This window comes from Novosphingobium sp., assembly GCF_032093395.1.
Taxonomy (GTDB): domain Bacteria; phylum Pseudomonadota; class Alphaproteobacteria; order Sphingomonadales; family Sphingomonadaceae; genus Novosphingobium.
The window spans coordinates 69,860-91,544 of record NZ_DAMDBA010000013.1; the positions used below are offsets into that span (position 1 = coordinate 69,860).

The 21,685-nt window shown below is 64.9% G+C and carries 23 protein-coding genes and 1 tRNA gene; 16 read left to right on the forward strand and 8 right to left on the reverse strand.

Going from position 1 to position 21,685, the window contains the following annotated elements:
* Positions 1 to 17 precede the first annotated feature (17 nt).
* The 9 genes from RT424_RS07300 to RT424_RS07335 all read left to right on the forward strand — a co-directional run bounded on the left by RT424_RS07300 (position 18) and on the right by RT424_RS07335 (position 8,485).
* A complete protein-coding gene (locus RT424_RS07300; protein ID WP_313435774.1) occupies positions 18 to 350 on the forward strand; it encodes a hypothetical protein in 333 nt (110 codons plus the stop codon).
* A gap of 19 nt (positions 351 to 369) precedes the next feature.
* A complete protein-coding gene (locus tag RT424_RS07305; protein WP_313435776.1) occupies positions 370 to 855 on the forward strand; it encodes a hypothetical protein in 486 nt (161 codons plus the stop codon).
* Between the two features lie 41 nt (positions 856 to 896).
* Positions 897 to 1,214 (forward strand): JAB domain-containing protein, encoded by a 318-nt coding sequence (locus RT424_RS07310; protein WP_313435778.1) that lies wholly within the window; start codon positions 897 to 899, stop codon positions 1,212 to 1,214.
* 537 nt (positions 1,215 to 1,751) lie between these two features.
* Positions 1,752 to 2,312, forward strand: a complete 561-nt coding sequence (rimP, locus tag RT424_RS07315) for a ribosome maturation protein RimP (protein WP_313435780.1) — start codon at positions 1,752 to 1,754, stop codon at positions 2,310 to 2,312.
* Between the two features lie 3 nt (positions 2,313 to 2,315).
* The gene (nusA, locus tag RT424_RS07320; protein ID WP_313435782.1) at positions 2,316 to 3,947 is read left to right on the forward strand and encodes a transcription termination factor NusA; all 1,632 of its coding nucleotides are present in this window, start codon (positions 2,316 to 2,318) and stop codon (positions 3,945 to 3,947) included.
* A complete protein-coding gene (locus RT424_RS07325) occupies positions 3,928 to 4,656 on the forward strand; it encodes a DUF448 domain-containing protein (RefSeq protein ID WP_313435784.1) in 729 nt (242 codons plus the stop codon). The genes nusA and RT424_RS07325 overlap by 20 nt, the downstream gene beginning before the upstream one ends.
* 23 nt (positions 4,657 to 4,679) lie before the next feature.
* The gene (infB, locus tag RT424_RS07330) at positions 4,680 to 7,529 is read left to right on the forward strand and encodes a translation initiation factor IF-2 (protein WP_313435786.1); all 2,850 of its coding nucleotides are present in this window, start codon (positions 4,680 to 4,682) and stop codon (positions 7,527 to 7,529) included.
* A 156-nt stretch (positions 7,530 to 7,685) separates the two neighbouring features.
* Complete coding sequence (locus RT424_RS24520) at positions 7,686 to 7,787, forward strand: putative holin-like toxin (protein ID WP_346426700.1); 102 nt, start codon at positions 7,686 to 7,688, stop codon at positions 7,785 to 7,787.
* 164 nt (positions 7,788 to 7,951) lie between these two features.
* Positions 7,952 to 8,485, forward strand: a complete 534-nt coding sequence (locus RT424_RS07335) for a DUF1697 domain-containing protein (protein WP_313435788.1) — start codon at positions 7,952 to 7,954, stop codon at positions 8,483 to 8,485.
* A 54-nt stretch (positions 8,486 to 8,539) separates the two neighbouring features.
* On the opposite strand, the gene RT424_RS07340 is transcribed toward RT424_RS07335, so the two are convergent.
* Entirely contained in the window at positions 8,540 to 8,881 is a 342-nt protein-coding gene (locus tag RT424_RS07340; protein WP_313435790.1) for an RcnB family protein, read from the reverse strand.
* Between the two features lie 120 nt (positions 8,882 to 9,001).
* Between RT424_RS07340 and rbfA the strand changes: the two genes are divergently transcribed.
* The gene (gene rbfA, locus RT424_RS07345) at positions 9,002 to 9,394 is read left to right on the forward strand and encodes a 30S ribosome-binding factor RbfA (protein ID WP_313435792.1); all 393 of its coding nucleotides are present in this window, start codon (positions 9,002 to 9,004) and stop codon (positions 9,392 to 9,394) included.
* Between the two features lie 20 nt (positions 9,395 to 9,414).
* Here the strand turns inward: rbfA and RT424_RS07350 are convergent, their stop codons facing one another.
* Positions 9,415 to 11,025 carry a DUF1963 domain-containing protein gene (locus RT424_RS07350; protein WP_313435794.1) on the reverse strand — a complete coding sequence of 537 codons (1,611 nt, stop codon included), beginning with the start codon at positions 11,023 to 11,025 and terminating at the stop codon, positions 9,415 to 9,417.
* 186 nt (positions 11,026 to 11,211) lie between these two features.
* Between RT424_RS07350 and RT424_RS07355 the strand changes: the two genes are divergently transcribed.
* From RT424_RS07355 to pnp, 5 genes are all read left to right on the forward strand, one after another.
* Entirely contained in the window at positions 11,212 to 11,802 is a 591-nt protein-coding gene (locus RT424_RS07355; RefSeq protein ID WP_313435796.1) for a thymidine kinase, read from the forward strand.
* 58 nt (positions 11,803 to 11,860) lie between these two features.
* Positions 11,861 to 12,547 (forward strand): site-2 protease family protein, encoded by a 687-nt coding sequence (locus RT424_RS07360; RefSeq protein WP_313435798.1) that lies wholly within the window; start codon positions 11,861 to 11,863, stop codon positions 12,545 to 12,547.
* 52 nt (positions 12,548 to 12,599) lie between these two features.
* On the forward strand, positions 12,600 to 13,619 hold the full coding sequence (truB, locus tag RT424_RS07365) for a tRNA pseudouridine(55) synthase TruB (RefSeq protein WP_313435800.1): 1,020 nt from the start codon (positions 12,600 to 12,602) through the stop codon (positions 13,617 to 13,619).
* A gap of 5 nt (positions 13,620 to 13,624) precedes the next feature.
* The gene (gene rpsO / locus RT424_RS07370; protein ID WP_313435802.1) at positions 13,625 to 13,894 is read left to right on the forward strand and encodes a 30S ribosomal protein S15; all 270 of its coding nucleotides are present in this window, start codon (positions 13,625 to 13,627) and stop codon (positions 13,892 to 13,894) included.
* A 335-nt stretch (positions 13,895 to 14,229) separates the two neighbouring features.
* Entirely contained in the window at positions 14,230 to 16,554 is a 2,325-nt protein-coding gene (pnp, locus tag RT424_RS07375; RefSeq protein WP_313435804.1) for a polyribonucleotide nucleotidyltransferase, read from the forward strand.
* Between the two features lie 102 nt (positions 16,555 to 16,656).
* On the opposite strand, the gene RT424_RS07380 is transcribed toward pnp, so the two are convergent.
* From RT424_RS07380 to RT424_RS07395, 4 genes are all read right to left on the reverse strand, one after another.
* A complete protein-coding gene (locus RT424_RS07380) occupies positions 16,657 to 17,877 on the reverse strand; it encodes a sensor domain-containing diguanylate cyclase (protein ID WP_313435806.1) in 1,221 nt (406 codons plus the stop codon).
* A 300-nt stretch (positions 17,878 to 18,177) separates the two neighbouring features.
* A tRNA-Cys gene (locus RT424_RS07385) sits at positions 18,178 to 18,251 on the reverse strand.
* Positions 18,252 to 18,323: 72 nt separating this feature from the next.
* Positions 18,324 to 18,995, reverse strand: coding sequence for a hypothetical protein (locus RT424_RS07390; protein ID WP_313435808.1), 672 nt, complete (start codon positions 18,993 to 18,995; stop codon positions 18,324 to 18,326).
* Between the two features lie 114 nt (positions 18,996 to 19,109).
* Positions 19,110 to 19,724 carry an RNB domain-containing ribonuclease gene (locus tag RT424_RS07395; RefSeq protein WP_313435809.1) on the reverse strand — a complete coding sequence of 205 codons (615 nt, stop codon included), beginning with the start codon at positions 19,722 to 19,724 and terminating at the stop codon, positions 19,110 to 19,112.
* 148 nt (positions 19,725 to 19,872) lie between these two features.
* Between RT424_RS07395 and RT424_RS07400 the strand changes: the two genes are divergently transcribed.
* On the forward strand, positions 19,873 to 20,436 hold the full coding sequence (locus RT424_RS07400) for a molybdenum cofactor guanylyltransferase (protein WP_313435811.1): 564 nt from the start codon (positions 19,873 to 19,875) through the stop codon (positions 20,434 to 20,436).
* Positions 20,437 to 20,448: 12 nt separating this feature from the next.
* On the opposite strand, the gene RT424_RS07405 is transcribed toward RT424_RS07400, so the two are convergent.
* Both RT424_RS07405 and RT424_RS07410 read right to left on the reverse strand, forming a co-directional pair.
* Positions 20,449 to 21,198 (reverse strand): winged helix-turn-helix domain-containing protein, encoded by a 750-nt coding sequence (locus RT424_RS07405; RefSeq protein WP_313435813.1) that lies wholly within the window; start codon positions 21,196 to 21,198, stop codon positions 20,449 to 20,451.
* 134 nt (positions 21,199 to 21,332) lie between these two features.
* On the reverse strand, positions 21,333 to 21,685 hold a 353-nt coding region (locus tag RT424_RS07410; RefSeq protein WP_313435815.1), incomplete at its 5' end, for an aminotransferase class I/II-fold pyridoxal phosphate-dependent enzyme.

Genomic DNA, 21,685 nt, shown 5'->3' on the forward strand with positions numbered 1-21,685 from the left:
ACCTGGAGGGCGAAAAGATGACACCCGATATCGTCGGAATGCGGATCACCCGGAGCATCCAGTCGGTCGAGAAGGACATGGACGAGCTTCTGGCCAAGGCCAGCGAGCTGATGGCGGAAATCGCCCGCGGCCGTGTCGCGATCGTCGATACGGCGCATAGCACCCAGCGGCCGATGGCGCGCGTGGCGGCCATGCAGCGGAGCCTGATCGAGGCGCGCTCGGAACTCGTTCGAGCCCATAGCGACCTGTCGAAGCTGGCCGAGACGATGGATATCCCGGTTCGCTGCCCCGACAAGGCGGTGCTGGTTGACGAGGATCTGGACGGGCAGCGTCTCGTCGAGGCCGCCTGACGGAGAAAACGATTTGGGCGTGCCGGAACAGACGGCTTTCTTCCTGCTGCTGATCGTCGCGGTATCGCTGGCGTTCTGGCGGGGCGGTGCCCCCGAACGCTGGGGCGCGGCGATCATCGTGGCGATGGTCCTGCTGCAAGTCGGCGGAGAGAGCCTGTTCCCCAGCGGTTTCACCAGTGTCGATCCGCTTTCGCTGATGACCGATGTGGTGGGGACGGTCGGATTCGGCGTCCTTGCTCTCCAGGCGCGAAGGGTATGGCCTCTATGGGCAACATCGTTGCAGCTCTTGAGTCTGAGCGCGCATTTCGCCCGCTGGGCGGATATCGACATCCCGCCGATCGTCTACGCGGTGATGCGGGGTACGCCCACGTTTCTGGCGCTTCTGGCGATCGTTGTCGGCACGATACTGCACGTCTCGCGCAGGCGGCGGCTTGGCAACGATCCCTCATGGCAGGACTGGTCCCGGGTTGCTGTCGCATCCGGCCGCTCTCCCGCCGCCTTCTAGAGACGCTGGTCACCCACCTGGGGTGTCTGAGATGTGAGGTAATGCTGGAACTGCCCTTCGACGCGGAGGGGCGCCTTGCTGGCCAAGTGGCCTGCACCACTGGCGGCGTGGCCGCGATACGGGCCGGATATCGGCCGCTTTTGCAACGTGCTCTAGAGCAGAAGGCAGCCGGCCTGGTGCTTGTGCACAACCATCCTTCCGGCGATCCGCAGCCCAGCAGGGCGGACGTGATCGCCACGCGCCGACTGTCCGCCTTGTGCGAAGCGGCGCGAATCGAGCTCCTCGACCACATCGTGGTCGGAGGACGCAGCGCGGTCTCCATGCGACGGGCCGGGCTGATGAGTCGCGCCGTGGCGTGACTCCGAACCTTTCCGGTGGGAGGCCCTCCCTCCGCCGGACGCAGGCCGGGCGAGCCCCCCCCCACCCGAACACTCGCCCGGCCTGCTTTTTTCTGGGCTTACGCCCAGGCAAAACGGCCCTCCGGCCGTTTTGAGCGGCACCGGCCCACGCCCCCACCCGACCTCCCACTCAGTGTATCCTAGATGGGAGGTCGGGTGGGGGCGTGGGCCGGTGCCGACAAGCCTTCGACGGATGTCGAAGGCGCACCCAACGAAGACTCTGGGCTGGTGCCGCACAAAAACGGGCGGACGCCCGTTTTTGCCCGACCGTGAGGTCGGACAAGGGACTCCGCAAAGCTCACAAGGGTTGTGGCGGACGCCTGAGCCGCCAACTCCGCCCTTTCGGTAACAACCCCCAACTCTCTCTCTTGCAATTTACCGGCGACAGGCCTATTTGCGCCTCATCCCGACATTGGTGAAACAAGGTTCGGGCTGGCGCCGGAAGGGGCCGGCACGAAACTGCGTTGCCAGAGGCTCGATTTTTACCGGAGAAACGGCTTGGCCGACATTGCGCGCATTACCGAAGTTATCGAACCCGAGGTCAAGGCCCTTGGATTCGATCTGGTGCGCGTGCGAATCTTCGGCAAGAGCGAAGTCGGCGACGATGAGATCGCGCTTCAGATCATGGCCGAAAATCCGGCAACCGGTCAGCTCGTGATCGAGGATTGCGTGAAGCTTTCCCACCGCATTTCCGATCGCATGGATGCTCTGGAAGAAGCCGGCGAAACGTTGATCGAAGAAGCCTATCGCCTGGAAGTCAGCTCGCCCGGCATCGACCGGCCTCTGACACGGTCGAAGGATTTCGCCAACTGGGCAGGGCACGAGATCAAAGTGAACCTCACCGCACCCGTGGACGGTAACCGCAAGGGCCTGACTGGTGAACTGGTGGGCATCGATGGCGATCAGATTACCGTCGACGACAAGAAATCCGGCCGAGTGACTTTCCCACTCGGCGACATTCATTCCGCAAGGCTGGTCCTCACGGACAAGCTGATCGCAGCAACCCGCCCGCTGGACGTCAGCGGGGCCGACGAGATTGTCGAGGAACAGGAAGACTAAGCCATGGCCAGTGCGATTTCCGCCAACCGCGCCGAGCTGCTCGCGATCGCGAACTCCGTCGCTTCGGAGAAGATGATCGACAAGTCGATCGTCATCGAGGCGATGGAAGAAGCCATCCAGAAGTCGGCCCGCAACCGTTACGGTGCGGAAAACGACATTCGCGCCAAGCTCGACCCGCGCACCGGCGATTTGCGCCTGTGGCGCGTCGTCGAAGTGGTCGAAGAAGTTGAGGACTATTTCAAGCAGGTTGACCTCAAGCAGGCCGACAAGCTTCAGAAGGGCGCGCAGCTCGGCGACTTCATCGTCGATCCGCTGCCGCCGGTGGACCTCGGTCGCATCGACGCGCAGTCGGCCAAGCAGGTGATCTTCCAGAAGGTCCGCGATGCCGAGCGCGATCGCCAGTACGAGGAATTCAAGGATCGCGCGGGTGAAGTGATCACCGGCGTGATCAAGTCGGTCGAATTCGGCCACGTCATCGTCAATCTCGGCCGCGCCGAGGGCGTGATCCGCCGCGACCAGCAGATTCCCCGCGAAGCCGCCCGCGTCGGCGAGCGCGTTCGCGCGCTGGTCCTGCGTGTCGAGCGCCAGAACCGCGGTCCGCAGATCTTCCTCAGCCGCGCGCATCCGGACTTCATGAAGAAGCTGTTCGCGCAGGAAGTGCCGGAAATCTACGACGGCGTGATCGAGATCAAGGCTGCTGCCCGCGATCCGGGCTCGCGCGCGAAGATCGGCGTGATCAGCCATGACAACTCGATCGACCCGGTCGGCGCCTGCGTGGGCATGAAGGGCAGCCGCGTGCAGGCCGTCGTGCAGGAAATGCAGGGCGAGAAGATCGACATCATTCCCTGGAGCGAGGACACCGCGACTTTCGTCGTCAACGCGCTCCAGCCTGCCACCGTCAGCCGCGTCGTCATCGACGAGGAAGAAAGCCGCATCGAAGTCGTCGTGCCCGATGACCAGCTTTCGCTGGCGATCGGCCGCCGCGGCCAGAACGTGCGCCTCGCCTCGCAGCTGACCGCCTCGCAGATCGACATCATGACCGAGGCCGAAGCTTCGGAAAAGCGCCAGAAGGAATTCACCGAGCGCTCGAAGATGTTCGAGGAAGAGCTGGACGTCGACGAGACGCTTTCGCAGCTGCTGGTGGCCGAAGGCTTCAGCGAGCTTGAGGAAGTCGCCTATATCGACGCGACCGAACTGGCCGCGATCGAAGGCTTCGACGAAGAACTCGCCGAGGAACTTCAGAGCCGCGCCCAGGAAGCGCTCGACCGCCGCGAGGAAGCGAGCCGCGAAGAACGTCGCGCCCTCGGCGTCGAGGATGCGCTGGCCGAACTGCCGCACCTTACCGAGGCGATGCTGGTGGTACTCGGCAAGGCAGGCATCAAGACGCTCGACGACCTGGCGGACCTCGCCACCGACGAGCTGATCGCCAAGAAGCGTACCGAACAGCGTCGCCGCGACGGTTCGGTGAACAAGCGCGCTCGTGACGAAGACAAGGGCGGCGTGCTCGGCGAGTACGGCCTGAACGAAGAGCAGGGTAACGAAATCATCATGGCCGCGCGTGCGCACTGGTTCGACGACCTCGAAGAGGCCGAGCCGCAGACCGAGGAGGCCGCCGATGCGGAATCCTCGCAATGAGCGCGTAAGCTCCGACATCGACGGCACCGGGCCGGAGAGGAAATGTATCCTCTCCGGAGAAACCGGTGCGCGTGAAGACTACATCCGTCTGGCGATCTCGCCGGACGGATTGGTCCTTCCCGACATCCACGCGCGTGCCCCCGGGCGCGGCGCGTGGATCGGCGTTTGTCGCAAGACACTTGAAAATGCGCTCGAGAAGGGCAAATTAAAGGGAGCGATGGCGCGCGCCTATAAAGGTGCGCAGCTTACGATCCCCGAAGACCTCACCGATCGGATCGAACAGGCGCTGATCCGCGCCCTGACCGACCGGATGGGCCTCGAACTGAAATCGGGTAAGCTTCTCATGGGTTCCGACCGGATCGCGCAGAACGCGCGTGAGGGCCGGGTCACATGGCTTGCCCATGCCGCCGATGCGAGCGAAGACGGCTCGCGCAAGCTCGACCAGGCCTGGAGAGTCGGGAGCGAGGCGGAAGGAAGCGGTCTGAAGGGCATACGCTTGCCTCTGGACCGGGAGACGCTGTCTGTGGCATTGGGCCGCGACAACGTCGTTCACCTGGCGCTTAACGATCGCGGCTCGGCCAATCGAGTCGCGGCGCAGTTGCAGCGCCTTTTGCATTTCCAGGGGCAACCCCGCGCCGAAATGGACGGGGACGGTATGGATGGTGGCACCGGGCCGGCGCATAGCGCGGCGCCCGCGGCGACGAATTGAGACTGAAGGGCACGACGAAAGATATGAGCGAGACCGACAACAAACCGACCCTGGGCCGCAAGCCATTGGGGCTTAAGCGTTCCGTGGAAGCCGGTGAGGTCAAGCAGACCTTCAGCCACGGCCGCACCAACAAGGTGGTGGTCGAAGTGAAGCGCCGCAAGGTGCTCGGCAAGCCGGGTTCGGAAGGCGCCGTCGAGGCTGCGCCCGCGACTCAGGCTGCCGAACCGGCACCCCAGGCAGCACCGGCTCAGCCGGTAGCCCAGCCCGCGCCGCCCCGCCCCGCCCCGCCGCCTCGCAAGCCGATTCCATCGAACGAGACGCCGCAGGAGCGAGTCGCCCGTCTTCAGCGCGAGGCCGAGGAAGCCCGTCTCGCCGCGCTTGAGGAAGCGAATCGCCGTGAGCACGAACAGAAGGTTCGTGCCATGGAAGAAGAAAAGCGTCGCGCCGAAGACAATCGCGCCCAGGAAAGCAAGCGCCTCGAAGAGGAAGCGGCCAAGGCTAGCGAGGCCGAAGTTCAGGTTGCACAGGAAACTGCTGCGCCCGCTCCGGTGCAGGACGCGTCGGCAGAAGCCCCGGTCCCGGTGGCCGAAGCTGCCGCACCCGCGCCCGAAGCACCGGCTGAGGAAACCGCTGCACCGGTCGCCAAGGCTGCCGAGCCTGCGAAGCCGGTACCTGCCGCGCCCGTGGCCGCCCCGGCGCCCGCGCCGCGTCGTTTCACGCCCGTTGCGCGTCCCCAGCCTATTCGCAAGCCCGAGCCTGCGGCCCCGGCACCTGCTGCCAGCGCAACCGGCAGCAACGCGCCTGCCGCGAATACCGGCGGTTCCGCTGCTGCGTCCGGCAGTGGCAACGCTGGCGGTAATGCGGCAGGTAATGCCGGTGGTTCGGGCGCGCCCAAGGCTCCGGCCGCTGCCAAGAAGGGCGCTCCGCCGCCGCGCAGCACGCCTGAGCGTGATCGCAAGGGTGGCGATCGCCGCCAGTCGGGCAAGCTGACGGTCAACCGTGCACTCAACGACGACGAGGGCGCTCGCGCCCGTTCGCTTGCCGCGCTCAAGCGTGCTCGCGAAAAGGAGCGCCGCGCACACTTCGGCGGCCAGTCGCAGCAGCGTGAGAAGCAGGTTCGCGACGTGATCGTCCCCGAGGCGATCACCGTGCAGGAATTGGCGAACCGCATGGCCGAAAAGGGCGCCGACCTGGTGAAGGCGATGTTCAAGATGGGCATGATGGTCACCGTCAACCAGACGATCGACCAGGACACTGCCGAACTGCTCGTCACCGAATTCGGTCACAACATCCAGCGCGTTTCGGAAAGCGACGTCGATATCGACACCTCGACCGACGTCGATGCACCCGAAACCCTGAAGCCGCGCCCCCCGGTCGTCGCCATCATGGGCCACGTCGACCACGGCAAGACCTCGCTGCTCGATGCCCTGCGCGGCACCGACGTGGTGAAGGGCGAAGCCGGCGGCATCACGCAGCACATGGGCGCCTACCAGATCAAGACCAAGGGCGGCGATCTCGTCACCTTCCTTGATACCCCAGGCCACGCCGCCTTCACGCAGATGCGTATGCGCGGTGCCAATGTGACCGACATCGTGATCCTGGTGGTGGCCGCGGACGACGGCATCATGCCGCAGACGATCGAGGCCATCAATCACACCAAGGCCGCCGGCGTGCCGATGATCGTGGCGATCAACAAGATCGACAAGCACGAAGCCAACGCCCAGCGCGTCCGCGAGCGTCTGCTGGAGCACGAAGTCGTCGTCGAGGCGATGTCGGGCGACGTGCAGGATGTCGAAATCTCGGCCAAGACCGGCGTCGGTCTCGACGAGCTGATCGAGAAGATCCTGCTTCAGGCCGAACTCATGGAACTGAAGGCCAACCCCGACCGCGAGGCCGAGGCGACCGTGATCGAAGCCAAGCTCGACAAGGGTAAGGGCCCGCTGGCGACCGTTCTGGTCAATCGCGGAACCCTGAAGGTCGGCGACATCCTGGTCGTCGGCACCGAGAGTGGCCGCGTGCGCGCCATGCTGGACGACAAGGGCCGCCAGGTGAAAACCGCTCCGCCCTCGATGCCGGTGGAAGTCCTCGGTATCGGTGGCGTGCCGATGGCCGGTGACAAGCTGACCGTCGTCGAAAGCGAGCAGCGTGCCCGCGAGGTTTCGTCCTACCGTCAGGAACAGGCGACCGCCAAGCGCACCGCGACGGCGCCCGCCAGCATCGACACGATGTTCTCGGCGCTGGCTGCCAAGCAGAACGTCATCGAGTACCCGATCGTGGTCAAGGCGGACGTGCAGGGTTCGGTGGAAGCGATCAACACCGCGCTCCACAACCTCTCGAACGACGAGATCAAGGTCCGCATCCTGCAGTCGGGCGTCGGTGCCATCACCGAGACCGACGTTGCCCTGGCTGCGGCTTCGGGCGCGCCGATCGTCGGCTTCAACGTCCGCCCGAACGCCAAGGCGCGCGAGCAGGTTGCGAAGACCAAGACGCCGATGATGTACTACGACGTCATCTACGAGCTGACCGCCGAGGTTGCGAAGCAGATGGCCGGCATCTGGGGTCCGGAGCGCATCGAAACCGTCGTCGGCCGCGCCGAGGTCAAGCAGGTCTTCCCGGCAGGCAAGCGCGACAAGGCCGCCGGTCTGCTGGTGGTCGAAGGCTTCATCCGCAAGGGTCTCAGCGCGCGTCTCACCCGCAACGATGTTATCGTTTCGGCCACGACGATCTCCTCGCTGCGTCGCTTCAAGGACGATATCGACGAAGTGCGCGCCGGTCTGGAATGCGGCGTGGTGCTGGCCGACACGAACGACATCAAGGCGGGCGACCACCTCGAAGTCTTCGAAGTCAGCCACCGCGAGCGTACCGTCGGCTAAGGCTGCCGCTCCAACACGAACGAAGGGCCATCGCCGGAGCAATCCGGCGGTGGCCTTCTTCGTTGATCAGATGTCACGAATTTAACCAGAATTCCGTGCGATCGCGCGTCTATGGCTTTCCCGTCGCAACGGCGACGGAAAGGACGGTGATGTCATGTGAGCACGGAAATCGTGGTAATGCTGGTTCTCGGCGCTGCGACCTTTCTGGTCGCGCTTCTGCAACTGGTCGTGAAGCTCATCGAGCTGAACCGCCGGTAAGACGCCGATAGTCGGTAAGGAGGCTGGCGCTGCAACGTCAGTCTCCGATAATGCCTAGACCGGAAGAAAACGGGCCCGGATGCTGCAACACCCAGGCCCGGACGGTGATGTGAAAACGTCTACCGTGGTAGGCCGATCATACTTCACCAGCCGGAATTTTCAAGATGACCCGCTATTGCGCCTTTTTCGAATCCATGACCGTCGGCGGCGATCGCCTGTCGATGGCGGACCTGCGCTACGCTTTCGAGCGCGAGGAACTGGAGAATGCCGAGACCGTGATCTCCAGCGGCAATGTCCTGTTCGACTACGAGGAGCGGCCGAGCGAGGGTTTGGAAGACCTGCTGGCATACCTGATGCGCGACCGGTTCGACATGAAGACGTTCGTGGCGGTCAGAACCCGTGAGGAAATCCGCGCCGCCGTGGAGGAGAATCCTTTCGCGGGCGAAAGCGGCGACACTTTCGTCCATACGGTGCTGCTGGGCAGCCAGCCTTCGGCGGAGCAGTTCGATCGGCTCGTGGCGGATCACGGGCGAGTGGGCATGGAAAGGCTGGCGCTCGGTACGCGGAGCCTCTTCGTCGATTTTGGCGCGCCCATGAGCGAGAGCGTGCTGACCATGGACTTCATCGAAAAGCGCCTGAGCTGCAGGGGCACGGCGCGCAACGTGCGGTCGCTCGCGCGGATCGTCCAGAAGATGTGAAAAAGGGTTAGGCGCCCCGCCAAGCGCCTCACCCTCTTCAGTCCGGCATCGACTTCAGCGGAACATGCCCGAGGTCACGGCGGCGACGATGCCGCTGGTCACGCCGACGAGCAGCATGTCGTTGCCCGAACGGACATAGCGATAGCCCTTAGGCGGTGCCTTCACATTGCGGTACTTGCGATAATCGACCACCTGATAGTGGGTGGCGCGGCTGCGGTCGAACTTCTCGCCCTTGCGGAACTGCGGCCCCTTGCCGGATTTTTGGTGCCCGGGCTGTTCTCGCCTGTCCGGAGAATGGCTCTGGCTTTGCGAATGGCCGGGTGCTGCCATGGCGGGCGTGGCGATCACGGGCGCGATCAGCGCGGCGGCGAGCAGGGTGGCGGTGAATTTCCTCATTCTCGAAGGCTCCTTGAAGCGTCTGTTGCTGGTTGGTTGCCGAGGCTAAACCACAGAAAGAGACGCCGGAGCCGTAATCAATTGTTGCAAATTGTCGTCGTCCGCCCACATGGACAAGCCATGGTACGCCAGCAAGTCACGCCCGAGCAGCACTCCGTCCGCCTTCTGAAGGTGGGCGAACAGGTGCGTCACGTCCTTTCCGAGGTCCTCACGCGCCAGCAGGTCCACGACGACACCTTGAGCGCCCATTCCGTTTCCGTGACCGAAGTGCGTATGAGCCCGGACTTGCGCATGGCCACGGTCTACGTGAAGCCGCTATTGGGCGAGGACGAGGAAGTCGTGCTCAAGGCGCTTCGCACGCATACGGCGTTCTTCCAGCGCGAAGTCGCCCAACGGCTGAAGCTGCGGTTCGCGGCCCGGATTCGCTTCCGCCCCGACGAGACTTTCGACGAGGCCAGCCGCATCGACGCTTTGCTCAGCGATCCGCGCGTGAAGCGCGACCTCGACGAGTAATCGGGGACGAGTAATCGGCCTCAACCTTCCTCGAAGGTCAGTGAGGCTCGATCCCACCTTCTGTTGGCCAGGTCTTCGGGGCTGATCCAGAACTGGTACAGGCCCATGTCGCCCCAGTTCCATTCCATCATGTCGTCATAGGCGAGTTGCAGCAGCAGGATGTCGCGGTGATGGTCCTCGCCCATGGCGCGGCGGTGGCCGCCGGGGCCGAAGATCTGGTGCTGGTGCAGGTTGGCGAGCCGATAGGCCGCATTGATGCGCGCCAGTTCCGCGTCGGAAATCTGCGCCAGCGCTTCCGGCGGGCCGGAAACGATCGCTCTGAGCGAGATTGCGGCCAGTTCCGCGAAGGTCTGCGGCACATGATGGCGCACCAGGTCCGCGCAGTCCCGATTGACATGCGCCAGCACATCCTCAAGCACCGTGCTTTCCTCGCTCGTCAGTGGCGCCCATGGATCGCGCTCTCGGGTGAACTCGTCCATCGCCTGGGCCACTTGCTCCAGGGCTGCATGCTGCATCCGGCAGGCGTAGAGCCGGGCGTCCTCGCGATCCACGGCGCGACGGGCGGCGTCCAGCCTCAGCGGCGTCGTATCCGGATCGGCGCCGAGCAGTTCGACGTCGTCACGGGCCCCACCGGTCCGGCTCTCGCGTCGGTCGATCTGGAGCGACGCTTCGTCGAGCGCGACATGGAACAGGTTGGCGAGATGGAGGGCGCCGTGCCACCAGATACGCTCGACCGGATCCTGCACCGTCAGCGGCCCGTTCCGCAGCGGATAGCGCTGGGCGAGCCGCTCGGTCATGGCCTGTTCGATGGCGGGCTCGTCCCCCGGTCGGTGAGGATCGTGCGACGCTTCCGGCAAGGCAAGGGACACGGCCTCCACCGGCCAAAACGGGAAGAAATCATGGCTCAGTCGCGAAGCGTGCCGGGGTAGCGGAAAGCCGCCTACCCCATGGGCAGGAGGCAGGTGCGCGGGGGGGCGGCTGAACTCGTGATCGCCGGCAGGCACCGGCACCACCGCGCCGGTGCCGACGAAGAACGCCAGCGATCCGGCTTCGGGCAGAGGGTTGCCGGGACAGGCGGCGGCGATCCGGGCAAGGTCGATCTGTGCGGCGAAGGGCAAAGGCGCGCCGTTGCGGTCACGCGGCCAGGGAATTCCGGCCAGCTTGGGAAGCCCGCCCAGCCAGCTGGTATCGTCGAACCAGTCCCGCGAGCGGGAGCGCGCCTTGCGTACCAGCACGACCGGACGGATCAGCAGGTCTTCGGGATCGACCATGGACGAATCCAAGCCGTGACGGCCGGACGCGACGCGATCGTTCCGCTCGGATGCCTGCTCCTCCGCCGATGGCTCGGGCCGCCATACCGGGCCTGGAAGCGACTCGCCATTCCGCTTCCCATCCGCTTTTCGCGCCACCAACAGCGTCAACCCGCAGAGCACCGCCCCCAGCAGCAGCGGGACGGCTATCGCGCCGCCGCGCCCCAGCAGCGAAACCAGCGCCGCCGCGGCACTATCGAGGAAGGTGGCGGTCTGGCGCCAGGGGCCGGTGGCGAATGGCGCGAAAGGTGCATCGATGACATATCCGGCAGCGGCTCCGGCGAGCGCGATGATCACGACCAGGGCGATCCATCTCTTCATGTCCATCTCCACGCCGCTCTGCCGGCATCCCCGTTCAGGACGCTCGGTACCGGCCAACGCGACACCAGTCGGAGAGGCCCTTCCACGGCTGTCCGGATTAGATAACGCCGCGCGGTTTCATTCAAGCGGGGACAATCGCCCAAGTCGCCGTGCGGGCCGGGGAAGGTCATGTTATCCCCAGTTCCGATGGCGAAACTCTATTTCTACTATGCCAGCATGAACGCCGGCAAATCGGCGACTTTGCTTCAGGCGAACTTCAACTACCACGAGCGCGGGATGCGCACGATGCTGTGGACCGCCGGGATCGACGATCGCAGCGATGCGCGAGGCCAGGATTTCGCGATCGAAAGCCGCATCGGCCTTCACGCGCCTGCGCATCGTTTCCAGCGCGATACCGATCTGGTGGCGCAAGTGCGGGCGGTCCATGCGGTGGAGCCGCTGTCCTGCGTTCTCGTCGACGAGGCGCAGTTTCTTACACCGGCGCAGGCCTGGCAGTGCGCGCATGTGGCGGACCGGGAGAACATCCCGGTACTCTGCTATGGGCTGCGCACCGATTTCCGGGGCGAGCTGTTTCCGGGGTCGGCGGTCCTCCTGGGAATTGCCGATGCGCTGATCGAGTTGAAGGCGGTGTGCCACTGCGGCAGGAAGGCGACGATGAACTTGCGCGTCGATGCAGCGGGAGCGGCCGTGCGCGAGGGCGCGCAGACCGAGATCGGCGGCAACGATCGCTACGTCGCGCTCTGCCGCAAGCATTTCGGGGAAGCCATGGAGCGGTAATGCACGCTTCTGCGCCTGCTCCATTGCGGCGGAGGTCGCCCACCCCTAGATCAGCGCCATGAACCAGACCCTGCTGCAAGCCGCGGCGCTCATCATTCCGCTCATCATCGCCATCGTCTTTCACGAGGTGGCGCACGGCTGGACGGCCCTGGCTCTGGGCGATCCGACCGCGCAGGAGCAGCGGCGCCTGTCGCTCAACCCGCTGCGCCATGTCGATCCCATGGGCACGATCGCGCTGCCGGGGTTCCTGGCGCTGACGGGTCTTCCGATCTTCGGATGGGCCAAGCCGGTGCCGGTCAACCGCTGGCGCCTGGCCGATCCGAAGCGCGGGATGATGGTGGTGGCCGCCGCAGGTCCGGGAACGAACCTCGTGCTGGCCGCGATCGGCGCCATGTTGCTCGGCCTGCTGGTGCGCTTCGCGGGCGAGGCGGAAGGGGCCGGTATTTCCTTCGCGGCAATGAACCTCAACAATTTCATCATGATCAACGTCTTCCTGGCGCTGTTCAACCTGCTGCCGATCCCGCCGTTCGACGGCTCGCATATCGTCGAGGGCCTGCTGCCGGAGAGGCTGGCGGAAGCCTATGCCCGGTTCCGGCCCTATGGCTTCCCGCTGCTGATCGTGCTGCTGCTGGTTGTGCCCTACTTCTTCCCGCAATGGGGCATCGTGCGGAAGCTGGTGCTGCCGCCGGTGATATGGGCGACCGACCATTACTACGCCCTGGCGCAGTTCGTGGCCGGGGCCTGAAGCTGCGGCGCCTGAAGTTGACATTTCCGCCGCGCGCGACTTGGGAAAACGTATGAATTCGACCGTTCCCGTTCGCCCGGCCCCGCATGGCTGGATCATCCTCGACAAACCGCTGGGCCTCGGCTCGACCCAGGCGGTCGCCGCCGTGAAGCGCAACTTGCGCGAGGCGGGCTACGGCAAGAAGGTGAAGGTCGGTCACGGCGGTACGCTCGATCCGCTGGCCACCGGCGTGCTGCCCGTCGCCCTGGGCGAGGCGACCAAGCTGGCCGGGCGGATGCTCGATGCCAGCAAGGTCTACGAGTTCACGGTTCGCTTCGGCGAGGAAACCGACACGCTCGATCTCGAGGGCAAGGTCATAGCCGCCAGCGAGGTGCGGCCAACGCTGGAGCAGGTGGAGGCGGTGCTTCCCCGGTTCACCGGCCCGATCGAACAGGTGCCGCCGATCTATTCCGCTCTGAAAGTGGACGGCGAGCGGGCCTACGATCTGGCGCGGGCCGGTCAGGACGTGGAGCTGAAGCCGCGCAATGTGACGATCCACGCGCTTTCCCCCCTCTCCTTCAGGGGAGGGGCCGGGGGTGGGGGCTCACCGGAAACGCAGCGTCTGGAGGATGTCCCCCACCCCAACCCCTCCCCTGGAGGGGAGGGGCTCGCGTTGACTGAAATCACTTTTCAGGCTCACGTTTCCAAGGGCACTTACATCCGTTCGCTCGCACGCGACATTGCGCAAGCCCTTGGAACCTGCGGAACCGTGACCATGTTGCGCCGCGTGAAGGCCGGCCCGTTCGACCTGTCACGGGCGATTTCGCTGGACAAATTGAACGAAATCGGCAAGGGCGCTGCGCTTGAACAGGTACTCTTGCCACTTGAGGTGGGGCTGGACGACATCCCGGCCATCGACCTCGATCCGGAGCAGGCAAGGGCGGTCCGCCAGGGCCGTGTTCTGACCGGATTGCCCCATGAAGACGGGCTCTGCTGGGCGCGGGAAGGGATCACTCCCGTCGCGCTCATGGAGCTTTCGGGCGGAGAAGCCCGCGTCGTCAGGGGATTCAACCTATCGGATGTCGCGGAGTAGAGTACATGTCGGTTACCGCTGAAAAGAAGCAGGACATCATTTCGGACAACGCACGCGTCACTGGCGACACGGGCAGCCCGGAAGTTCAGGTCGCGATCCTCACCGAGCGCATTCGCAACCTGACCGAGCACTTCAAGGCTCACCACAAGGACAACCACTCGCGTCGCGGTCTGCTGGCCATGGTCAACAAGCGCCGTTCGCTGCTGGACTACCTGAAGAAGAAGGACGTGGCGCGCTACAACGCCCTCATCCAGAAGCTCGGTCTGCGTAAGTAAGAACCGAGAAGACGGCCCGCTTCGGCGGGCCGTTTTGCATTTGTAACACTAGGCATGGTATGTGCCGCGCGTAATGGACACCCCGTCGTCCCGGACTTGATCCGGGACCGCTGGCAAGGTCACACAAGCTGTCGGCAGGGCGCTTTCACGCGAACGCGCTCCTAAAGATAGCCACCGGTCCCGGGTCACGTCCGGGACGACGAGTAACCGGGCATCTCCGCAATTCGGCAGGGAAGCCCAGGGGCGACGACAAAAGCCCCGCACCGGACCGGGACGGTATCCCCGGCAGTAAGCCCCGCATGGCAATAGGGCCTCGCGGGTCAAGGAAATCGAAAATGTTCGACGTCAAAACCGTAAGCATGGAGTGGGGCGGCAAGACCCTCACCCTCGAAACCGGCCGCGTGGCCCGTCAGGCCGACGGTGCGGTCCTCGCCACCTATGGCGAAACGGTCGTGCTCTGCGCGGTGACCGCCGCCAAGTCGGTGAAGGAAGGCCAGGACTTCTTCCCGCTGACCGTGCACTACCAGGAAAAGTTTTCGTCCGCAGGACGCATTCCCGGTGGCTTCTTCAAGCGTGAGCGCGGCGCCACCGAAAAGGAAACGCTGACCAGCCGCCTGATCGACCGTCCGGTCCGCCCGCTATTCCCCGAAGGTTTCTACAACGAAATCAACGTGATATGCCAGGTTCTCAGCTTTGATGGCGAGACCGAGGCCGATATCGTTGCGATGATCGCCGCTTCGGCCGCGCTCACCATCTCGGGCGTGCCCTTCATGGGCCCGATCGGCGCCTGCCGCGTCGGCTTCGTCGACGGCGAATACACGCTGAACCCGAAGCAGACCGCCGCGCTGGCCGATGGCCGCCTCGATCTCGTCGTCGCCGCCACCGGCGATGCCGTGATGATGGTGGAATCGGAAGCCAAGGAACTGACCGAGGAAGAGATGCTCGGCGCCGTCATGTTCGCGCATGACGAATGCCGCAAGGTCGTCAACCTCGTGATCGACCTCGCCGAGCAGGCCGCCAAGGACCCCTGGGAAATCGACCTGTCGGACAACACGGCCGACATCAAGGCGAAGCTCAAGAAGGCCGTCGGCAAGGACGTTACCGCTGCCTACAAGCTGACCGACAAGTCGGCCCGCTCGAACGCGCTGAACGCTGCCCGCGCCAAGGCCAAGGAAGCTTTCGCCGGCGAAACCCCGCAGCTCCAGATGGTCGCCATCAAGACCATGAAGAAGCTGGAAGCGGAAATCGTTCGCGGCGCCATCCTCAAGGACGGCAAGCGCATCGACGGCCGCAAGCTCGATCAGGTCCGCCCCATCGAATCGATGGTCGGCTTCCTGCCGCGCACCCACGGTTCGGCGCTGTTCACCCGCGGTGAAACGCAGGCGATCTGCACCACCACCCTGGGCACCAAGGACGCCGAACAGATGATCGACGGCCTGGAAGGCCTGTCGTACTCGTCGTTCATGCTGCACTACAACTTCCCGCCCTACTCGGTCGGCGAAGTGGGCCGCTTCGGCGCTCCGGGGCGCCGCGAGATCGGCCACGGCAAGCTGGCATGGCGCGCGCTGCACCCGGTGCTGCCCGCCAAGGAAGACTTCCCCTACACCATCCGCATCCTGTCGGACATCACCGAGTCGAACGGCTCGTCCTCGATGGCGACGATCTGCGGCGGCTGCCTTTCGATGATGGACGCCGGCGTTCCGCTGGTCCGTCCGGTTTCGGGCATCGCCATGGGCCTGATCCTGGAAGGCGACGACTTCGCCGTTCTTTCGGACATCCTGGGCGACGAGGATCACCTCGGCGACATGGACTTCAAGGTGGCTGGCACCGAACTCGGCATCACCACGATGCAGATGGACATCAAGATCGCCGGCATCACCAAGGAAATCATGGGCAAGGCGCTGGAGCAGGCGAAGGCCGGCCGCGCGCACATCCTGGGTGAGATGAACAAGGCTCTCGGCTCGGCTCGCACCGAACTGTCGGCCCACGCACCGCGCATCGAGACGATCCAGATCGACAAGTCGAAGATCCGTGACGTCATCGGCACCGGCGGCAAGGTGATCCGCGAGATCGTCGCCGAAACCGGCGCCAAGGTGGACATCGACGACGAAGGCGTGATCAAGATCTCGTCCTCGGACGTGAACCAGATCGAAGCCGCCAAGAAGTGGATCCTCGGCATCGTCGAGGAAGCGGAAGTCGGCAAGATCTACAACGGCAAGGTCGTCAACATCGTTGACTTCGGTGCTTTCGTGAACTTCATGGGCGGCAAGGACGGCCTCGTCCACGTCTCCGAAATGAAGAACGAGCGTGTCGAAAAGCCGACCGACGTCGTCAAGGAAGGCCAGGAAGTCAAGGTCAAGGTCCTCGAGATCGATCCGCGCGGCAAGGTTCGCCTGTCGATGCGCGTCGTCGACCAGGAAACCGGCGCCGAGCTGGAAGACACCCGTCCGGCCCGCGAACCGCGCGAACCGCGTGGCGACCGTGGTCCCCGTGAAGATCGCGGCGGCGACCGTCGTGGCCCGCGTCGTGACGGTGGACGTGGCGGCGACCGTGGCCCCCGCGGCGAAGGTCGCGGCGATCGCGGTCCCCGTGGCCCGCGCGGCGGCGACAACGGTGGCGGCGATCCCGACCACATGCCGGCGTTCCTGAAGGAGGATTGATCGCTTAGCGATCGGTGTTCCAGAGCCCGAAATGAAGAAGGGACCGCAGCAATGCGGTCCCTTTTTTCATGTCCGTGTGGGAGATGGCGGGTGAAAGCCTCGTCAGTTGGCGGCGGCGAGCCGAGGCGCGGATTTGTCGTCGCCCCGTGCGCGGCGGGGCGCGGTGACGACGCGGTTCCTGCCGCCCTGTTTTGCGGCGTAGAGCGCGCTGTCCGCCATGGTCACCACATCGCCGGCGCCGGTTGCGGTTTCGGGGACGCTGGCGACGCCGAAGGAGGCGCTGACTTGGGCGCCATGGGCTGCGGAGAGCGCTTCCACGCGCTGACGCAGTAGCTCGGCCTTGGCGGCGGCATGTTCCAGGCCGCACTTGGGCATGATCACCAGCAATTCCTCGCCCCCGTAGCGCGCGATCACGTCCGAGGGGCGCAGCGTTTCCACCAGTTGCCCGGCAACGTCGCGCAGCACCGCATCGCCCTTGGCATGGCCGTGCTCGTCGTTGAGGCGCTTGAAGTTGTCGAGGTCGATCATCAGCACCGAGATCGGCGTGCCGGTGCGCTGGGCCAGGTTGATATAACGCTCCAGCGCATCTTCCATGTAGCGCCGGTTGTAGAGCCCGGTCAGGGGGTCGCGCAAGGATTGGGTACGCAACTTCTCGCGCAGGGCGATGTTGGACAGCGCCAGCGACATCGAATCGGCGAGGGCCCGGACGATCCGCGTGACGTCCTGGAGCCGGCGCCCGGCATCCTCCGCTTCGCTGGCGAGCACGAGCAGGCCGAACACCTGTCCGCGCGCCATCATCGGCACTTCGATGGTGGAGGCGTCGCCGATCCTGTGCTGGCAGCACAGCGAGCCACCGGCGCGGTCGTTGAGGTGTGGCTTGCCGCGCTTGAGCGCCCAGCAGCTTTCGGGGAACAGCGCGGGGGGCGGCGCGAAATCGTCCTTGCGGCTCCAGGCGCGGGCCAGGTCCAGCCGGTCGCGCGAATGGTTGAAAGCGTAGAGCGCGCCGTCCATTTCGGGCAGCAGCCGTTCGGCACTGGCCATGAGCACAGCGCCTGCATCCTCGTGATCGTCGGCAGCCTGAAGCATGTCGGTCATCGCGAACAGCTCCTCGACTTGCGCCCGCGCCGCGCCGGCTTCCGCCACCAGCGCCAGGTGACCGTCGAGTTCGGCCACTGCCCGGCGCCCGTAACGGATGCCGACCCCAAGCGTGAACAGCGCCGTGGCTGCCGCCAGCCCCGCCAGGATGCGCGACGGCATGCCTTCGGTGAGGCAGGCGCCGAGCGCGCAACCGGCACAGACGGCCTGAATTGCATGAACGGTCATGCGCCGGGCGGTCGTCATCGGCTGACTGGTTGAAAGTATACTATCGAGTTTCTGCATTCGCACCCGCTTCCATCGAAGCAGTCAAGGTAAAGGATGACAGCTAAGGAAGCGTAACGAAGATCATTAAGATGAAGTTATTCGACATTAACTTCAGGTAATTACGGCACTTGAGCCTGACGCTCTGGCGTATATTCCGAAGCTTGAACGTTTCTCTGAGCGACACATGATCGCGCCCCCGCGCCGAAGCAACAGGACGGAACTGCATCGATCTGAGAGAAACTGCCTGGGAGAGGCAAAAAATGGAGGCCCGAGCCGGAATCGAACCGGCGTGCAAGGATTTGCAGTCCTCTGCGTCACCACTCCGCCATCGGGCCATCCGTGTGGAGAAAGGCGCCCCTAACAATGGATGGCGGGCAGTGCAACGTCCATTTTCCGATCTTGCGAATTTATTCGACGACTTCGAACGATAACGTGCCTTCCAGCGGGTCCGCGCGGAGCAGGCGAAGTGAGAGGATGGTGCCGGGAAGGGCATCCGGCGCACTGACCGTTGCGATCACCGGCACCTCCTTGAACTGCACTTGTGCGCTGTCCTGCCGACGATCGGCAACCACCGCCTTGAAGATGGAGCCTTCCTGCCCCTGGAGCATGGCGGCTTCCGCCAGGTCGATGACGGCCCTGTCGATCTGCGAATCGCGTGAAGCCGCGCGGGCCATGACGCGGGGAAGCTCGGGGAGGGCGGAGCCGACCGCTTCCGGCAGCGCTTGGCCTTCCGCCAGAGCGAGCACTGTCCGCAGCACATAGCGATCCGCCAGGCGCCGCAAGGGCGCGGTGGCGTGTGCATAGGGCGCGGCCACGGCGGCATGCCAGGGGAGCTCGGACAATTGCTCGCTATGCGGATCGAACGGGCGATATCCCGCGCCCGATCCCGTCCTGCGGATGGCCAGCATGAACGCGGCCTCGGCGGGCTTGCCTGGATCGAGCCGCCGCTGGAACTGGGCGAGCGGCATGGCGGGCGGCCACTCCAGCTTCAGCGCCAGCGCGCTGGAACGGAGACGTTCTTCGGCCTTGGCATCGGGCAGGGCCATGACCCTGAACAGTCCCGTTCCTGCTTCCAGCATCGTCTGTGCTACCGCCAGGTTGGCGGCGAGCGAGAGCGCGGCATTTCGCCGTTCGGAAAGCAGCTGCGGGCGAAAACCCAGCGTGAAGCCCCCTTTGCCGTCGCTTTCGACGACTTATTCGGGTGGGTCCACCCGCTGGGCGCCGCGCCGATCCTCGGCGCGTTCGATCCGGCGGGCGATCTCCACGAAGCCGTCGGGCAGCTGTTCGTCGCCTACGGTTTCGTAGGCAAGCTTGGCGCGGCTATGGATGAGCGCGCGCTCCACCCCCTCCAGGCGAGCTTCGCCTGCCGGGTCGATCCGGACGGTGAGGATGATGGCCGGCCGATCGACGCCGGGCAGCAGGCTGGCGGCGCCCTCGCCCAGTACCGCGGGGTAGAGGCTTGCCTTGCCGTCCGGCAGGTAAGTGGTGGTTCCGCGTCGCCACGCCTCCTGGTCCAGCGGGTCTCCATCGTCCACGAACCAGGCGACATCTGCGATCGCATAGTGAAGCAGCCGGTCGGCGCCGCTGGCCTCGATCGCGAAGGCTTGGTCGAGATCCGTCGAGGTGGCCGGATCCAGCGTCACGAAGGGAAGGGCGGTGCGATCCGCGTGCCGCTCCGGGCGGCGGTGCGCGGCACGTTCGGCCGCTTGCGTGACCTCGGCGGGGAAAGCTTCGGGTACGGCGAAGCGGGTACGCAGGCGGGCAAGGCCCTGGTCCAGCAGGCGATCGGGGGCGACGAGCGTCTTCATGAAGCGAATTGGAGGACAGCCGTAGCGGGATTGCAAGGGCCTGCTGCGCGCAAGCGCGCGCAACTTCAAGGAGTGCTTGCTCTGGACCGTGGGAACGGGCCTAGATGGCGATCGTTTTTGCAGTTCGAACGATCGGAAGGTGGCAGGCATGATTCTCGGAGCGGTTCTCGCCGGCGGGTTGTCCAGCAGGTTCGGTAGCGACAAGGCGCTGGCCGAGTTCGACGGGCACACGCTGATTTCGCTGGCGGTGGACACTTTGTCCGGCTGGTCGGAAAAGGTGGTGGTGGTGGGGCGAGAGACGGCTCCTGCGCCGACTCTTCCGGATTGGCCCCGTTCAGGCATGGGGCCTTTGGGAGGCCTGGCAGCCGCGCTTCGCATGGCGCAGGACGAGGGCTATGAGGCCGTCATCACTTGCGGGGTCGATGCCGTCGCGCTGCCGGAGAACCTGCCCGCGCTGTTGGGCCCAGCGCCCGCATACCTGGCCCAGCAGCCGGTGATCGGCATCTGGCCGGTGTCGGCGACGGCAGTGCTTGAGGCGCTGCTCCATAGCGAGGAGAGCCACTCGATGCGGCGTTTCGCGGAACTGGCGCAGGCGCGAAGGGTGGAAATTCCGGAAACGATTGCGAACATCAACACGCCGGGCGATCTGGCGGCGCTGGATGCCCGGGATCGTGGCGGTTCCCCGGTTCGCAACGCGCGCGAACCGGGATGACGGTACTTGCCGTCAATGTGCCAGGGATGCCTCGGTAACGGCGTTCTTGCGCGGGCGGGAAGGTTCAGCCGCAACCTTGCGATCGATCCCCACCGTCTCGTCCGGCATGCGCAGGCGATAGCCGCCGGTGGGCGAGGTTTCGATAACGCCTGCCAGTCCCACGAAGGCCAGCTTTCGCCTTAGCCGCGACATGTGGACGGCCACGCTGTTGGTTTCGGGCACGAAGCCCATGCGCCAGACATCGTAGATGAGCGCCTGCTTGCTCACGAACTGGTCGATCGAATCGGCCAGCCGCCACACCAGCGCGAATTCGCGCGGGTTGAGATTGAGCGGCTTGCCGTCTCCGAAGGCCTCGCGGGCCAGCAGGTCCAGAGTCAGCCGACCAACGCGACGCGTGTGCGGCAGCCATTCGTTGAATTGCGCGAGGCGATTGGCGCGGGCGCCCAGTTCCTCGATCTCGATACGATCGGTTACCACGTCTCCGAAACCGATCTGCAGCAGCGACGTGCGATCGTGCGCCTCGCTGACACCCGCCACCAGCACGCAGCGACGTGCTTCGGGCAGGAGCCAGGAGAGAACCTGCATCCAACCCACGCTGTCGAGGTTGGTCGCGTCTATCAGTCCTACGCAGTTCGTTGCCGGAACGCCGTCCGGATCGAGGATCCAGCCGCAACGTTGCAGGTCCAGACGTTCGGATATCTTTTCAGGTGCCAGCCATCGAAATCTTGGTGCGTGGCACTCACTCTTTCCCAGATAGGTCATTCCCCCCCCAATCTGTTCTGCCAGTGGTGAAACCATGGCCTGTATACTGGGAAATGCCCCCTAGGGGACAACACCTAAATTCTTACAGGCGGGCTGGCAAAACCTGCGATAACCCGCCTGTAAGGCTCAAAAAATCACCCGGCAGGGGTATTCACACCCTTGGATACGAGGAAGCGCTTGATGTTGCGGGCGGCCTGGCGAAGGCGCTGTTCGTTCTCAACCATGGCGATGCGTACGAAGCCTTCACCATCCTCGCCGTAGCCGACACCCGGAGCCACCGCGACTTCGGCATGGGTGAGCAGCTGCTTCGAGAATTCGAGGCTGCCCATCTCCTTGAGCGCGGGGGGCAGCGGCGCCCAGGCGAACATAGATGCCTTGGGGCTGGGAATGTCCCAACCGGCGCGGCCGAATGCTTCCACCATGACGTCGCGGCGCTTCTGGTAGAGGTTGCGATTCTTCTCGACGATGTCCTGCGGGCCGTTGAGCG

What these genes read in the sequence shown, in the direction of transcription:
- truB (WP_313435800.1), top strand. Translation starts at nt 12,600, where the DNA reads ATGAATTCGACCGTTCCCGTTCGCCCGGCCCCGCATGGCTGGATCATC.
- RT424_RS07405 (WP_313435813.1), bottom strand. Translation starts at nt 21,198, where the DNA reads ATGACCTATCTGGGAAAGAGTGAGTGCCACGCACCAAGATTTCGATGG.
- RT424_RS07310 (WP_313435778.1), top strand. Translation starts at nt 897, where the DNA reads ATGCTGGAACTGCCCTTCGACGCGGAGGGGCGCCTTGCTGGCCAAGTG.
- RT424_RS07300 (WP_313435774.1), top strand. Translation starts at nt 18, where the DNA reads ATGACACCCGATATCGTCGGAATGCGGATCACCCGGAGCATCCAGTCG.
- pnp (WP_313435804.1), top strand. Translation starts at nt 14,230, where the DNA reads ATGTTCGACGTCAAAACCGTAAGCATGGAGTGGGGCGGCAAGACCCTC.
- rbfA (WP_313435792.1), top strand. Translation starts at nt 9,002, where the DNA reads ATGGTACGCCAGCAAGTCACGCCCGAGCAGCACTCCGTCCGCCTTCTG.
- RT424_RS07380 (WP_313435806.1), bottom strand. Translation starts at nt 17,877, where the DNA reads ATGACCGTTCATGCAATTCAGGCCGTCTGTGCCGGTTGCGCGCTCGGC.
- RT424_RS07400 (WP_313435811.1), top strand. Translation starts at nt 19,873, where the DNA reads ATGATTCTCGGAGCGGTTCTCGCCGGCGGGTTGTCCAGCAGGTTCGGT.
- RT424_RS07390 (WP_313435808.1), bottom strand. Translation starts at nt 18,995, where the DNA reads ATGCTGGAAGCAGGAACGGGACTGTTCAGGGTCATGGCCCTGCCCGAT.
- RT424_RS07335 (WP_313435788.1), top strand. Translation starts at nt 7,952, where the DNA reads ATGACCCGCTATTGCGCCTTTTTCGAATCCATGACCGTCGGCGGCGAT.
- RT424_RS07355 (WP_313435796.1), top strand. Translation starts at nt 11,212, where the DNA reads ATGGCGAAACTCTATTTCTACTATGCCAGCATGAACGCCGGCAAATCG.
- rpsO (WP_313435802.1), top strand. Translation starts at nt 13,625, where the DNA reads ATGTCGGTTACCGCTGAAAAGAAGCAGGACATCATTTCGGACAACGCA.
- RT424_RS07395 (WP_313435809.1), bottom strand. Translation starts at nt 19,724, where the DNA reads ATGAAGACGCTCGTCGCCCCCGATCGCCTGCTGGACCAGGGCCTTGCC.
- nusA (WP_313435782.1), top strand. Translation starts at nt 2,316, where the DNA reads ATGGCCAGTGCGATTTCCGCCAACCGCGCCGAGCTGCTCGCGATCGCG.
- RT424_RS07360 (WP_313435798.1), top strand. Translation starts at nt 11,861, where the DNA reads ATGAACCAGACCCTGCTGCAAGCCGCGGCGCTCATCATTCCGCTCATC.
- RT424_RS07325 (WP_313435784.1), top strand. Translation starts at nt 3,928, where the DNA reads ATGCGGAATCCTCGCAATGAGCGCGTAAGCTCCGACATCGACGGCACC.
- infB (WP_313435786.1), top strand. Translation starts at nt 4,680, where the DNA reads ATGAGCGAGACCGACAACAAACCGACCCTGGGCCGCAAGCCATTGGGG.
- RT424_RS07350 (WP_313435794.1), bottom strand. Translation starts at nt 11,025, where the DNA reads ATGAAGAGATGGATCGCCCTGGTCGTGATCATCGCGCTCGCCGGAGCC.
- RT424_RS07340 (WP_313435790.1), bottom strand. Translation starts at nt 8,881, where the DNA reads ATGAGGAAATTCACCGCCACCCTGCTCGCCGCCGCGCTGATCGCGCCC.